The 12,996-nt window shown below is 63.3% G+C and carries 13 protein-coding genes; 3 read left to right on the top strand and 10 right to left on the bottom strand.

Going from position 1 to position 12,996, the window contains the following annotated elements; translation table 11 throughout:
* Positions 1-19: 19 nt before the first annotated feature.
* Both epsC and cysK read right to left on the bottom strand, forming a co-directional pair.
* On the bottom strand, positions 20-973 hold the full coding sequence (gene epsC, locus VIO10_RS10055) for a serine O-acetyltransferase EpsC (protein ID WP_331963177.1): 954 nt from the start codon (positions 971-973) through the stop codon (positions 20-22).
* 11 nt (positions 974-984) lie between these two features.
* Positions 985-1,947, bottom strand: a complete 963-nt coding sequence (gene cysK / locus VIO10_RS10050; protein ID WP_331963174.1) for a cysteine synthase A — start codon at positions 1,945-1,947, stop codon at positions 985-987.
* Between the two features lie 302 nt (positions 1,948-2,249).
* Here cysK and VIO10_RS10045 point away from each other — a divergent pair, with 302 nt between their 5' ends.
* On the top strand, positions 2,250-3,083 hold the full coding sequence (locus VIO10_RS10045; RefSeq protein WP_331963171.1) for a HAMP domain-containing sensor histidine kinase: 834 nt from the start codon (positions 2,250-2,252) through the stop codon (positions 3,081-3,083).
* 157 nt (positions 3,084-3,240) lie between these two features.
* Here the strand turns inward: VIO10_RS10045 and lexA are convergent, their stop codons facing one another.
* Positions 3,241-3,849 (bottom strand): transcriptional repressor LexA, encoded by a 609-nt coding sequence (gene lexA, locus VIO10_RS10040; RefSeq protein ID WP_331963168.1) that lies wholly within the window; start codon positions 3,847-3,849, stop codon positions 3,241-3,243.
* Between the two features lie 80 nt (positions 3,850-3,929).
* On the opposite strand from lexA, the gene VIO10_RS10035 reads away from it, so the two are divergent.
* Both VIO10_RS10035 and VIO10_RS10030 read left to right on the top strand, forming a co-directional pair.
* Entirely contained in the window at positions 3,930-4,364 is a 435-nt protein-coding gene (locus VIO10_RS10035) for a 2Fe-2S iron-sulfur cluster-binding protein (protein ID WP_331963165.1), read from the top strand.
* A complete protein-coding gene (locus VIO10_RS10030; protein ID WP_331963162.1) occupies positions 4,361-5,107 on the top strand; it encodes an FAD-dependent oxidoreductase in 747 nt (248 codons plus the stop codon). The genes VIO10_RS10035 and VIO10_RS10030 overlap by 4 nt, the downstream gene beginning before the upstream one ends.
* Before the next feature lie 234 nt (positions 5,108-5,341).
* Here the strand turns inward: VIO10_RS10030 and VIO10_RS10025 are convergent, their stop codons facing one another.
* The 7 genes from VIO10_RS10025 to VIO10_RS09995 form a co-directional block, all read right to left on the bottom strand.
* On the bottom strand, positions 5,342-6,211 hold the full coding sequence (locus VIO10_RS10025) for an AlkZ-related protein (RefSeq protein ID WP_331963159.1): 870 nt from the start codon (positions 6,209-6,211) through the stop codon (positions 5,342-5,344).
* Positions 6,208-7,530 carry an AarF/ABC1/UbiB kinase family protein gene (locus VIO10_RS10020; protein ID WP_331963156.1) on the bottom strand — a complete coding sequence of 441 codons (1,323 nt, stop codon included), beginning with the start codon at positions 7,528-7,530 and terminating at the stop codon, positions 6,208-6,210. Before VIO10_RS10020 ends, VIO10_RS10025 begins: the two co-directional genes overlap by 4 nt.
* Positions 7,530-8,300, bottom strand: a complete 771-nt coding sequence (gene larB, locus VIO10_RS10015; RefSeq protein WP_331963153.1) for a nickel pincer cofactor biosynthesis protein LarB — start codon at positions 8,298-8,300, stop codon at positions 7,530-7,532. Before larB ends, VIO10_RS10020 begins: the two co-directional genes overlap by 1 nt.
* Positions 8,297-9,583: a hemolysin family protein gene (locus VIO10_RS10010; protein WP_331963151.1), complete on the bottom strand. Its 1,287-nt coding sequence runs from the start codon at positions 9,581-9,583 to the stop codon at positions 8,297-8,299. Before VIO10_RS10010 ends, larB begins: the two co-directional genes overlap by 4 nt.
* On the bottom strand, positions 9,580-10,794 hold the full coding sequence (locus tag VIO10_RS10005; RefSeq protein WP_331963148.1) for a hemolysin family protein: 1,215 nt from the start codon (positions 10,792-10,794) through the stop codon (positions 9,580-9,582). Before VIO10_RS10005 ends, VIO10_RS10010 begins: the two co-directional genes overlap by 4 nt.
* Positions 10,795-10,803: 9 nt before the next feature.
* The gene (gene thiL / locus VIO10_RS10000) at positions 10,804-11,808 is read right to left on the bottom strand and encodes a thiamine-phosphate kinase (RefSeq protein ID WP_331963145.1); all 1,005 of its coding nucleotides are present in this window, start codon (positions 11,806-11,808) and stop codon (positions 10,804-10,806) included.
* A partial coding sequence (locus tag VIO10_RS09995) for a HAMP domain-containing sensor histidine kinase (protein ID WP_331963142.1) occupies positions 11,805-12,996 on the bottom strand: 1,192 nt, incomplete at its 5' end. The genes VIO10_RS09995 and thiL, both read right to left, overlap by 4 nt.

Below are 12,996 nucleotides of genomic sequence, written 5' to 3'. Positions count from 1 at the left end.
CCGCCGAGATGGCGCCGGCTCATATCCCGGCGCCTTCATCGAACTCCTCGCTGCGCACCTGCGCCTGCGTGATGTTGCTTCCGGGCGGCACGCTGCGCGTGAGCCAGACGTTGCCGCCGATGGTCGACCCGCGGCCGATGGTGACGCGACCGAGGATGGTCGCGCCGGCATAGATCACGACGTCGTCTTCCACGATGGGATGTCTGGCGATGCCTTTGATCAGCGTGCCGTCTTCGCCAACCGGAAAGCTCTTCGCCCCCAGTGTGACGGCCTGATACAAGCGCACCCGCTGGCCGATGATGGCCGTCTCTCCGATGACCACACCGGTGCCGTGGTCGATGAAAAAACTCGCGCCGATCTTCGCCCCCGGGTGGATATCGATCCCGGTTGCCGAGTGCGCAAGCTCCGAGATGATGCGGGCGAGCAGAGGGACACCCAGCAGATAGAGTTGATGAGCGAGGCGATGGTGGGTGATGGCCCAAATGCCCGGGTAGCAGACCCGTACCTCTTCGACGCTCTTGGCCGCGGGGTCGCCCTGGTAGGCAGCCAAAATATCGTTTTCGAGCACCGCGCGCACCTTCGGCAGACATGCGGCAAACTCGCGTGTTATCCGGATCGCATCCCGCGCTTGATCGCGACTGCTCTGGTCCGGTGGCCGGGATGCAAACTGCAGTTCCAGCCGCACCTGGTTGACCAGCGAACGCAGCGCCGCGTCGAGCGTGTGCCCGACAAAGTAATCGATGCCCTCGTCGGTAAGATCCGGCAGAACGAAGTGGGTGGGGAAAAGCGCCGCGAACAGGCCGTCGATGATGCGCGCCACCGCCTCCTTCGATGGCAGCGGGGCGGCCTTCTCGCGCTTGCCTCCCGCTTGCGAACCAGCGCGGGAGGCGCGCAGTTCGGCGACGATCCGGTCAAGGTTCCAATCCGAGCCTGCAATCCCGCCGTTACCGTCTTCCTCATCTCGCGAGTTCATTGCCCGCTCCATTAGTGATCAAAGAGACCCTCGAACAGGGTGGTACTGAGGTACCGCTCGCCGGAGTCGGGCAGTATGACGACGATCGTCTTGCCCGCGTTGTGCGGACGTTTGGCGATCCGCGCGGCCACCGCCACGGCGGCCCCACTCGAAATACCCGAGATTATCCCCTCCTCGCGTGCCAGGCGCAGCGCGTAATGGATCGACTCCTCGTTGGTAGCCGGTTCGATTTCGTCAACCAGTGAGAGATCCAGGACTTCGGGCACGAATCCGGCGCCGAGGCCTTGAATCTTATGGCCGGCGGGCTTCAGCGGTTCACCCGCTCGAAACTGCTTGAGCACGGGACTGGCAGACGGCTCAACCGCGACCGAAATAATCGGTTTTCCTTTGGTGTGCTTGATGTAGCGCGAGACTCCGGTGATGGTGCCGCCGGTGCCCACGCCCGACACGAAAATATCAACCGCACCTTCGGTGTCGTCCCATATTTCCGGACCGGTCGTCTTCTCGTGAATCGCGGGATTCGCGGGGTTCTTGAACTGCTGCATAAGCACGTAGCGATCAGGCGCCGACGCCTTGATTTCCTCAGACTTCGCGATCGCTCCGGGCATGCCCTTTGCCCCCTCCGTGAGCACCAGCTTCGCGCCGTACGCGATCAGCAATTTGCGGCGCTCGATACTCATCGTCTCCGGCATGGTTAAAGTCAGCGGGAGATTACGGGCCGCGGCGACGAAGGCGAGCGCAATCCCCGTGTTTCCGCTGGTCGCCTCGACCAGTTCCTTGCCGGGGCCCAGCAGGCCACGCTGTTCGGCATCCCAAACCATCGCCGCGCCGATTCGGCATTTGACGGAATAGGCGGGGTTGCGCCCTTCAATCTTTGCAAGCACCGTAGCCGGGGCCCCATCGACGACACGGTTGAGCCGTATCAGCGGTGTGTGCCCGATGGATTTTGAATTATCCTCGTACCAATGGGGCATGAGGTCCTCCTTCACAGTCTGTGGCCCGCTCTGCGTGCGGCGCCATGCAATAGATCACTTAACATCTATACTTAAACAATTTTAACACAAAAACTAATAGTTATACGCTTGGCGGAGCTGACTCAAGCAGGCCCAGCTAGGTATTCCTTCCACTCCTACTAGGCACTTTTCCCCTGTGATCCGGGTGATTTTCCGATTCACCTTCCGGCTGCTTTGTTTCAACGTGGATAGCAGTTGGCGCGCATAGCTCGCACAGAAAATTCGCTGCGTAGCGAAGCCGGCCAGGAATCGGAAAGAGGCAGTTGTCGAATCTGTCAAATAATGGTCACGCGAGCATTGCAGCCGTCGAGTCGGCTGCGAGTGAAGGCATCCGCTCGGGAATGCAGGCGGTTCAATGGGAGCAGGGACTGCACATGGAAGCACTAGCCAATCTTGCGCACGAACTTCGCTCGCCGGTGCAGGCGATTCTCGGCTATCTCGACATCCTGCGCGACGAGTTGAGCGAAGCAATTGACGACCGCCATAAGCAGATTATCGAGCGGATAAACGCCAACGCGCACGATCTGGCGCAAACGGTCGAAAACGTGATGGACTTTTCAGTCGCGGACGCGATGGCTGAGGCGGCAGACGAAGAGGAAATCCGGCTGGCCGATCTGATTGGAGAGCTCGCTCCGGCGCTCGAGGCTGCCAACGATTCCAAGGGCCTCGAAATCAGATTCGATCTCAGAGCCGCACCCACTGTTTTTCGCTCGCGGCGCCGGCCGATCAAGTCGATACTGCTCAACCTCGCGGTCAATGCGATCAAGTTTACCGATCGAGGCAGCGTCACCATCGCGATTCGCCGGGCGGTAACATCCCAACTCGGCTCCGCAGTCGAACTGGAAGTCCGCGACACGGGACCCGGCATCGAGGCCGCGATGGTCGCGCAGGCATTCAAACGCTGCGCTCAGCTTTCGCACTCGAGTATCCGCAATCATCGCGGAATGGGCCTGGGCCTGGCCGTTGTTCAGCGCAATGTGGAAGCGCTCGGCGCAAAGATTATCGTCAAGCCCGCGCTTCCGCGGGGCTCTGTGTTTACCGTCATAATCCCGATCGCGGAGCCAATTGCCGAGGCTGCTCATCCGATCCGCACGTGAGTTGCCGCCTTTCGACGGTCAGTCGTTTGTCTTCCCCAACCTCCCTTTCTAACCGGGAGGAAGTCCCGCATCTTTCTTTTTAACTTTTTAACATTGGGTGCAGGGGTCACCCCTGCCGTGCCAGAATTTTTAGTTAAGCCGTGTGAGCCAGGAGTGCTTAGCGGTAGTGACGCATCAGGCCGACCACGACGCCGCGAATCGCCAGGTCGCCCTCGCCGACCATGATCGGTTGCATCGCGGAGTTGGCCGGTTGCAGCCGGATCTGTCCGCCCGATTCACGGTAGAACTTCTTGACCGTCGCCTCGTTGCCGATCAGTGCAACCACCGTCTCGCCATTGTCGGCGCTGTCGCGGCCTTCGACGATTATGTAATCGCCGTCGCGGATGCCGTCTTCGATCATCGAGTCGCCCTTCACCCGCAGACAAAATGTATTGTCGCGCCGGATGAACTCGTCGGGCACGCTGATGGTTTCGTGGTTCTCGACCGCCTCGATCGGCGCGCCCGCCGCAACGGTGCCGAGCAACCGGATCGCCCTGGCCGCTTCAGGTTTCTCCGGCGTCGCGACCTCGAGCGCCCGGCTGTGATTGTGCTGGCGCTTGATAAACCCCTTCTGCTCGAGGTTGTGCAGATGCTTGTGTACGGTGGCGAGCGACGACAACCCGAAGTATTGGCCGACCTCGGCCAGCGTGGGTGCGTAGCCGTGTTCCCTGATATAGTCGTTCAGGTAGTCGATTAGCTGCTTCTGCCGCTTGGTCAGCGTCGCCATTGGGTCTTCTCCCCCTGCGCTTGTGCGATGGCAGATGATGGCGAAAATCAGGCGAACATGCAAGCGCGGAAGCCTCAACGATGCGGGGACGGTTTCGCCGTCTCGACGCAGCGCATAATCTCAACTACGACCCCAGTCCGATGGCGAAACTGCGAATCCAATTCGAAAACGGCGATCCCGAAAAACTAATCGAGTTCGACCCTGCCAAGGCGCCGTTTCATCACGACGGCAAGCCGGGCTCAATACTCGACGTGATGCTGGGTCACGGCGTCCATCTCGAACACGCATGCGGCGGCAATTGCGCGTGCACGACCTGCCACGTGATCGTACGGCAGGGATTCAACAAGCTCGGCGAGTCCAGCGAGCAGGAAGAAGATCTGCTCGACAAGGCGCCGGGACTCACTCCGACCTCGCGGCTGGGATGCCAGGCGGTCATCGAGGATCCCGACGCGGAAATCGTCGTCACAATCCCGCGCTACACGATTAACCAGGTCAGCGAGGCGGCCGAGGAATGACAGGCGATCGGCTTCCCGCCGCGGCCGGCATGCGCGCGGCGCTCAATGCCCGCGTCGCGAAGATTTTCGATCACGCGTCGGACACCCGCTCGCTTTTTCTCTCGCTCACCAGCGGCAAACATCTGCGATTTATCCCCGGCCAGTTCATCTCGATAGCGATTCCGCTCGGCGACGAAACCCGCTCGCGTCCCTACTCGATCGCGTCGGACCCCGAAGACCGCGGCCCATTCGAGATTTGCTTCAATCGCGTCGAGGGCGGCCGCGGCGTCGGATGGATGTTCGAGCGGCGAGTCGGCGACACGATCGATTTCAGCGGGCCGTTCGGCGCCTTCACGATCGATCGCGCGCCGGCGGCGGAAGCGGGCTTTATCGCGGAGGCAACGGCGATCGCGCCGATCCGCCCGATGCTGAAGCGGGCGCTCGCTTCATCGTCGCGCGAAGCTGCGCCGCCGAAGATCCATTTGATTTACGCGGCGCCGGATCGCGAGCACATCCTGTACGCCGCCGAACTCGGCGAGTTGGCGCGGACCGCGCCGAATTTTTCGTACCAGACCGTGATTGCGCCTGCCGAAAAAATCTACGATCGTCTGTCCGAGCTGGCGCAAGCTCGATGGGTCATCGGCGACGCCGATCGCACGCGCCAGTTCTATATCTGCGGCGTCGGCAAGGGCGTGATTCGATTGCGCGACCTGCTCCGCGGGGCGGGCTACGAGCGCCGCGCCGTGCACTACGAGCAGTGGTGATGCAGGGGTGACCCCTGCACCCAATGTTAAGGCCGCGCTCCGTTGTCGCGCGCGGCCACTGCTGCGGGCGCGCCGTGTTTTCCTTTCTTAATACTGGCTTCCCGTGCCAACGGGTCTTCATACCGGCCAGCCGTGCCAACGGCCAGGGGTGACCCCTGCACCCAAGGTTAAGAAAAGATGCGGGCTTCGCCCTGTTAGGAAGGTTAAGGGGGAGTCGAAGTTTTCAACATCGCGCTACGGCGCGAACCTGGAAAGCAGGCTGATCGCACCCGGGCGCCCGTCGATTCTCACGCCGCGCGCAATCGTTCCCTCGCGCTCGAGTCGGCGCGCCGCAGCTTCGACCAGCGCCGGATCGATTCCCAGCATTCGCGCGATCGCGCGTTCACTTCCGAATGCCGCGGTCGCGAAATATTTGGCGACAATTACATACGCCGCCTGCTTCCGGGTGAGCGCCCGAGCCTCGGCAATCGCGTCGGGCCATCGATGCTCCATCGTGTCCCACACGTAGCTGAACGGGTCGGCGCGCTCGTCCACTTTGAGCGCGAGAAATTTTTCCTGCAGCTCCGCCATCGCACGGTCGAACACCGCGCGGCGCGACGGTTGCGCGTAGCCGCTCGCGAGCTTCAGCACGCGAGTCTCGGCCGCGCCGCGTTTGGAGAGAGCGTCCATCACCAGTTTGCCGCAATGCGACAGTCCGCCGCGCTGGTAAAGCCTGCGATAGCCGCCCGGCTCGATGCGAAGCTTAAGAAACGCGCCCAGGGTCTCGCGCGCGATGAAGCTCGGGCGTCGCGCGATCGCTTTGCCGTAATAGACCGCGCGGCGCTGCGGCAACGCGTCCTTTATCCGCCATGTCATCCCGATCGCGTAGTCGTGCTGGATGTGCTCCGGCATCGTGGGTTCACGCGTTCCCGCGATTGCCTCGCGCAGGCACGGCACGCCCATCCCGGCGGTGAATCCGGTGCAAAATCCGACCTCGTCGATGAATTTGAGCGCGCTCTTCTCGCCGGTCACGCGCCGCGGCGCGACCCGCCTGAAGTGAAAGTCGCGATGGCGCTCGAGCGCGTCGAGAATCTCCGGATTGCCAATCCCGGCGGGATCGATCATCCCGCAATTCGCTCGACGCAATCCGCGAAGATCCGCCGGTAGTTGGTCTTCACCGCGAGTCCGCGCGTGATTCCCTCCAGCCCAATCAGCGCGCGAATCAGAAACACGCTGTGCGGTGGCGATTGGTAGAGCCGATTCTGCAGCGCCAGCTCGCCGACCTTGGCCGCCTTGCCGACCGTATCGTATTCGAGGGGATCGACGGCGCGATCCATCCTCATCGGCTCGAACAGGATGTGGATGATTCTGACCATCGGCGCCGCATCCTGATTGCGACCGAGGTAACCCAGCTTGACCATCGCCGCCGCCAGCGATTTGTCGTCGCCGCTCAGAATCGCGCGCGCGACTTGCAGGTGCGCCTTGCGCACCGGTTCCGGGAAACGCCGAATCGAACCGAAGTCGAGCACGCCCAGGCGCGGGTGGTGGCTCACCAGGTAGTTGCCCGGATGAAAATCCGTGTGCAGCATCCCGAACTCGAGGATCTGCCGCCACGCGAACTGGTGAATCTTGATCGCGACCCATTTGCGCAATTCAAAATCGACCTCCGGTCCCATCACGTCTGCCAGCGGATAGCCGTCGAGGTAGGTCATCGTCAGCACGCGCCGCGAACTCAGCTCCTTGATGAAGCGCGGAATCATGATTTCGCGATCCGCGCCGAGACGCCGGCCGAACTCCACCATGTTGCGGGCTTCGTTCACGTAGTCGAGCTCTTCGCGCAGGCGCTGCTCGAGTTCCCTGTACACGGCGCCGGTGTCGATTTGCTGGCGCATCACGTCATGGCCGAGCGCCTGCAGCGTGCGCAGCAGCAGTTTGAGATTGCCCAGATCCTGCTCGACCGTATCCTCGACACCCGGATACTGAATCTTCACCGCGACGTCGATACCGTCGCGCGTGACCGCACGATGCACCTGTCCGAGCGACGCGGCGGCAAACGCGGTCTGGTCGAAACTTCTGAAGATCGCCTCGGGCCGCTTGCCAATCTCACTGCGAATCTGTTCCGAGATAGTCGCGTAGCTCATCGGCGGCACGCTCGATTGCGTCGTCCGCAGCACGTCGAGCGCCTCGCCGGGCAGCAGGTCCCTGCGAATCGAGAGCATCTGGATCAGCTTCATGAAGGCGCCGCGAAGCTGCTTGGAGCTCTCGACAATTCGCTGCGCGTTGCGGATGTGAGTTTCCAGCAGCTCGCGATCGCGCGCGGGCGCGCTCAGAAACGGACGCCTCAGCTGATTCCACAGGTAGCTGGAGCCGACTTGCGACGCGAGCTCGCCCATCTTGATCGCGCGGCGCGCGCGCCCGCTGGTGATTGACGTGTGTTTCGCCATCAGCGGCCGTCGCGCTCGAGTCCCACCCGGTTGATCAGCGTCGCCGCCAGCGCCGCGCCAAACCCGTTGTCGATGTTGACGACAGTTACGCCGCTCGCGCACGAATTCAGCATTCCCAGCAGCGCGGCCAGCCCGCCCATCGACGCGCCGTAGCCCACGCTGGTCGGCACGGCGATCACGGGCTTATCCACCAGGCCGGCGACGACCGAGGGCAGGGCGCCTTCCATGCCGGCGACGACAATAAGCACGCTTGCCTCGCGAATCACTTCGAGGTGCGCAGTCAGGCGATGAATTCCCGCGACGCCGACGTCGTAAACCCGCGCCACCCGATTTCCGAACAGCTCGGCGCACAGCGCGGCTTCCTCGGCTACCGGAATGTCGGAGGTGCCCGCGCTCAACACCATCACGATGCCGCGTCCCGACGGCTTGCGGCGCTCCTTGACCACCGCGCCAATCCGCGCGTCGCGATGGTACACCAGCGCGCGAATTTTGCGTTTGACGATGCGCGCCTTGTCCGCGGCCAGCCGCGTGATTATGAGATTGGTTCCTGACGCGAGCACCCGCCGTCCGATCGCTGCGAGCTGATCGGCCGTTTTGCCCTCGCCGAAAACTGCTTCGGGAATGCCGCGCCGGATGCTCCGGTGGCTGTCGAGCTTGGCAAATCCAAGATCCTCGAACGGCAACTCGCGGATGCGTTTGAACGCCGCGGCGGGAGTCATGCTGCCCGCGGCAACACCGTCGAGGATTTGGCGGATTCGCTTTTCGGTCATCGTCGCTTGAGAAGCTCGGGGCGGATCGGATGCGCAAGTGTCAGCATCAGTTCGCGCACCGCCCGTGCGTCGCTGCGCGTGACAGTGATCGTCAACTCGCCCTCGATTAATTTTTCGCCGGGCTTGGGAATATGCCCGAGTCGTTCGACCACCAGCCCGCCGATGGTAGCATACTCATCCGCCTCCGGAAGCTTGAGGCCGAAGCGCTCGTTCAGCTCCGCGATCGGCGCGCGCCCGATCACGGACAGCACGCGCGGACTGACTATTTTGGCCAGCTCCTCGCCAAGGTCGCGTTCGTCCTCGATATCGCCGACGATCTCCTCGATCAGATCCTCCAGCGTGAGAATTCCAGCCGAGCCGCCATACTCATCGACGATCACGGCCAGATTTTCCCCGGTGCGTTGCATCGCCACCAGCACCTCGTCGAGCGGCATCGATTCCGGAAAATAACTGACCGGCCGCATCACTTCGCTCACCGGGCGGCTGAGATCGGGCGCTTGCAAAAGATCGAAAACATGAACGACGCCAACGATGTCCGTGATTCGACGCCGAAAGACCGGGATGCGGCTGAACCCTTCGCGGCGGACAGTTTCGATCGCCGCCGCAAGCGAGGTTTCCTCCGGCACCGCATCGACACCGACCAGCGGCACCATCGCCTTGCGCGCATCGGCTTGCGAGAAGCGAAAGATTCGGCTGATCATCAGTTGCTCGGCGGGCAGGATGGCGTCGTGCGGCTGCTCGGATGCGTCGCCCGGCCGCCGCCGCATCAAGCGCGCTAAATCCTCGCGGCTCAGGAACACGCTCCCGGCATCGGCCGGCACACCCGCAAGCCGGCGAAGCAATCGGCTCAGGACAGTCTCAGCGCCGAGCAGCGGCGCGAGCACGGCCGCAAGCAAACGCAACGGCCGCGTGGCGAACAGCGCAAACGCGTGCGGATTTCCAAGCGTCAGCAGCTTCGGTATCCATTCGCCCAGCACCAGAGTAATCGGCGTCAGAATAAATGGCGCGAGATAAACCAGGTGCGGCCGGATTTGATGCAGGAAGCTGGTGAGCAGGACCGCCGCGACAACCGTGGCGAGGTTCGTACCGGTCAGCGTCAGCGCCAGCAAACGATCGCGATTGGCCAGCAATTCGCCGAGCATTCGCGATCGCTCGTGCCCGCCTTCGCTCCCGGCGCGAACTTTCAAATCGTCGGCTGAAACCAATGAGATCTCTGAGGCGGCGAAAAACGCCTGCACCACGAGGCATCCGGCCAGCGCGACGATCAGCCAAGCCATCGTCATCGATGCATCCTCACCAGCTCGACGGTCGCGCCGCGCACGCGCTCGATGGTGGCTTCGAATTCTCCGAGCCTCAGCTTCTCGCCCGCGCGCGGCACGCGCTTGAGCCTGCGCAGGACCAGGCTGCTCAGCGTCTTGCCGCCGCCATAGGCTTCGACTACGCGCGCCGGAGCGAGCGCGTCCGCCAGCTTGCCCAGCGCGATTGCGCCCGACACCGACCATTCGTGGTCGGAGATTTTCGTGAGCTCGGGAATTTCGCTTTCGAACTCGTCGCGAATCTCGCCGAATAATTCCTCGAGCAGGTCTTCGAGCGTCACCAAACCCAGCAGGCGGCCGTACTCGTTGACCACCAGCGCGATCTGAAAGCGCCCGCGGCGCATCTCGTCAAATAAATCGGCGAGCAGCTTGCCCGGCGGGACAAAATACGCCGGCCGCAGCAAGCGCTCCACGCGCGGCGGCGATGGCTCCAGGCGGCGCGCCGCGAAATCCTTGGCGTGCAGAATTCCGACAATATTGTCCTGGCTGTGGCGATAGACCGGCACGCGCGAAAAATTTTCGTGCGCGATTTCCGTCACCAGCTGCGCCACCGGCATCTCGATGTCGAGCGAGAAGATTCGCTCCCGCGGCGTCATCACCTCAGCCGCGCGCCGCGCGCCGAAGTCGAACACACGATGAATCATCGCGCGCTCGGCGGGTTCAACCTGTCCCTGGTGCTCGCCGAGCCTGAGCAGCGTCTTGAACTCCGCCTCGGAGACCGGGCCCGGGCGCGGTGCTTGCTCCAGCGGCGTGAAATGCCGGGCGAACGGATGAACAAAATCGGCGAGCGCCGCCAGCGGCCGCGCCGTGATCCACGTCACCGCGGCCGGAAAGCCAAGTGCGAATGTCTTGGGCGTAATGTCGCAAAACAAAAGTACGATCGCGAGCATCGCCGGCGCCGCGACGATCGGTCCCCATTTGTCGCCAAGCCACGCCAGCGCAATGATCGTCGCGAGGCAGTCGGCGAAGATGTTGCACGCTTCGTTCAGCCCGATGATGACGATCAACGACTCGAGCGGCCGGCGCATCAGACGGTCGAGCGCGTGCTGCACAAGAAGGCTCATCTGCTCGCGGGTGTGCTCCAACCGCGCCATCGAGAACAGCGCCGTCTCGGACGCGGCCAGCGTGGCGCTGAGCACGATAAGCGCCAGGACCGCCAGAGGCAGCATGAACATCATCGCTTCTATCTAACCGCGTGATCGCAGCTGATCCCATCCTGCGATATTCGGTGCGCTATCACCAATCAGGTTCACGCGCCTGCCCCGAACGATCGTGCCGATTCGCCGCACCCCGACGCGCAGGCGGCGCGACAGTTCGGATTCGCGCAGGCCGGGCCTCGCGCAGAAGATCAGTTCGTAATCCTCGCCGCCGGTGAGCGCGTGCACGAGATTGTCGCCCATCAGCGCACGGTACGCCGGCGAAACCGGGATTCGCGAGGCGTCGATCTCGGCGCCGACGCCGCTTCGTTCGAGGATGTGACCCAGGTCCTGCATGAATCCGTCGCTGACGTCGATCGCAGCCGGCGCGGGCCTGAGCGCCGCCAGGCGTTGGCCGGGATACAGCCGCGCTTGCGGGCGCAGAAATCGCCCGACGAGATATTTTCTGGCGGCGCGATCTTTTTTCGCATTGCCGCGCGGCTTCAGCTTGCGCGCCAGGATGCGCCAGCCGAGCGCCGCATCGCCGAGCGTGCCGGTCACGAAGATCTCGTCGCCGGGACGCGCCGTATCTCGTCGCATCGCAGCGCGCCCAACCTCGCCGAGCATCGCGATCGTGATCGACAGCTCGCGCGCGCGCGTAATGTTGCCGCCCACGATATCTGTGGAGGCTTCGCGCGCCGCATCGCGCAGCCCCGCGTAAATCCGTTCGAGCGTCCGCGTTGCAATTCCCTCGCGCACGGCCAGGTTCACGACGCAAGCGGTCGGACGCCCGCCCATCGCCGCGATGTCGCTCAAGTTGACTGTGAGGGCGCGCGCACCAAGCGCTTGCGCACTGCCCCATCGCAGATCGAAGTGAACATTCTCGACCATGCTATCGATGGTAAACAGGGTCTGCCCCCGCGGCCGCGAGACAATTGCACAATCGTCGCCGGGGCCGAGGATCGTGCGGCGGCTGAGGCGGATTCCCGCGCTCAGTCGCGCGATGAGTTCGAATTCGCCGGATAGTTTGCGGGATGCGTCGGGCAGTTTGCTCACGGCGTGCGCGCTTTCGCTGGTTGCGCTTCAAGCGGCAATTCCGCGACCAGCGTCAGTCCATGCCGGCCGTCCGCGAAGCGGGCTTCGACCCGGCCGCCGGCCGCCTCCGCCATCGCGCGCGCGATATACAGTCCCAGTCCGCGGACCGCGCCGCGATCCCCGCTTTTGTTGGGGCGCTCGAACAGCGCTTCCAGTTCCGCCGGTGAAAGGGACGGGCCGTTGTCGGTGACCTCGACCGCAATCGATTCGTTTCGCATCCGCGCGCGCAACACGACTTCGCCGCTCGTCGTCCTTCCGATCGCATACGCGAGCATGTTTCTCACGATCCGCCCGACATGACGCCGGTCGAGTTTGCACGCCGGCAGCCGCGCGATCTCGATGCGTAGGTTCAGGCGCCGCCGCCGCGCCTGCCGGGCGCAATCCTCCGCGACCTCGCTGAGCACCTGGTTCGGATCCAGGTCGGCCGGCGCCGGGATGACGTCGTCTTCCTGCACCTCGTAGTAGTCGAGCACGTTGCTCACCACCAGGTCCATGTTCCACGCGGTCGAACCGATTCGTTCGAGCAGGTCCGTGCGCTCCTTTGGAGTGATGTCTGCCTCCTCGAGCAGATTGACGTAGCCGCTCAGCGCCGCGACCGGACTGCGAATGTCATGCGCCATCGTCGCGATTTGCATCTGCCGGAACCGCGCGGCTCCCTCCAGGTCCTGCACCTGTTTCTTGAGGCGGCGGCGGAATCGGCCGATGAAAATCGCCGCGTATTGAGCCAAGATCGCCGCTGTGACCAGACCCATCCATCGGTAGATTCCGTATGGCGTTGCAATCGGCACCAGGTACTCGGCCGCGGCATAGCCCAGTAGCGCCGTGACAGCCATCGCAAGCTGCCAGCGCGTGCCCCAGCTCACGAACGCCGCGGTTGCCAGCGGACACAGTATGATCGCGACAAAGCGCGACTCCGGGTCTCCCGTAACTCGGCTGATCAGGATGAACATCCCGATCACGAACAGGCTGTACAGCAGGACCCAGGATTTCCAACGGCGCTTGAACCAGCGCGTCCACACCAGCCCGAAGAACAGGCAGGTCACGCCCAGCATCAGCCAGTCCAGGCCTGACCCCGGCGAATGCTCTCCCCGCACCTGCTGTTCGCGCGCAAGGTACGCCAGCAGCATGAAGATCGCGACCGCGCCGCCG

The sequence above is a fragment of the Candidatus Binatus sp. genome (assembly GCF_036567905.1).
GTDB lineage: Bacteria > Desulfobacterota > Binatia > Binatales > Binataceae > Binatus.
This window is presented reverse-complemented; position numbering and strand designations above follow the sequence as displayed.

Bases quoted from the DNA above. Each gene is read 5' to 3' on its own strand.
- epsC (WP_331963177.1), bottom strand. From the start codon at position 973: ATGAACTCGCGAGATGAGGAAGACGGTAACGGCGGGATTGCAGGCTCG.
- cysK (WP_331963174.1), bottom strand. From the start codon at position 1,947: ATGCCCCATTGGTACGAGGATAATTCAAAATCCATCGGGCACACACCG.
- lexA (WP_331963168.1), bottom strand. From the start codon at position 3,849: ATGGCGACGCTGACCAAGCGGCAGAAGCAGCTAATCGACTACCTGAAC.
- VIO10_RS10035 (WP_331963165.1), top strand. From the start codon at position 3,930: ATGCGGGGACGGTTTCGCCGTCTCGACGCAGCGCATAATCTCAACTAC.
- VIO10_RS10030 (WP_331963162.1), top strand. From the start codon at position 4,361: ATGACAGGCGATCGGCTTCCCGCCGCGGCCGGCATGCGCGCGGCGCTC.
- VIO10_RS10025 (WP_331963159.1), bottom strand. From the start codon at position 6,211: ATGATCGATCCCGCCGGGATTGGCAATCCGGAGATTCTCGACGCGCTC.
- VIO10_RS10020 (WP_331963156.1), bottom strand. From the start codon at position 7,530: ATGGCGAAACACACGTCAATCACCAGCGGGCGCGCGCGCCGCGCGATC.
- larB (WP_331963153.1), bottom strand. From the start codon at position 8,300: ATGACCGAAAAGCGAATCCGCCAAATCCTCGACGGTGTTGCCGCGGGC.
- VIO10_RS10010 (WP_331963151.1), bottom strand. From the start codon at position 9,583: ATGACGATGGCTTGGCTGATCGTCGCGCTGGCCGGATGCCTCGTGGTG.
- VIO10_RS10005 (WP_331963148.1), bottom strand. From the start codon at position 10,794: ATGATGTTCATGCTGCCTCTGGCGGTCCTGGCGCTTATCGTGCTCAGC.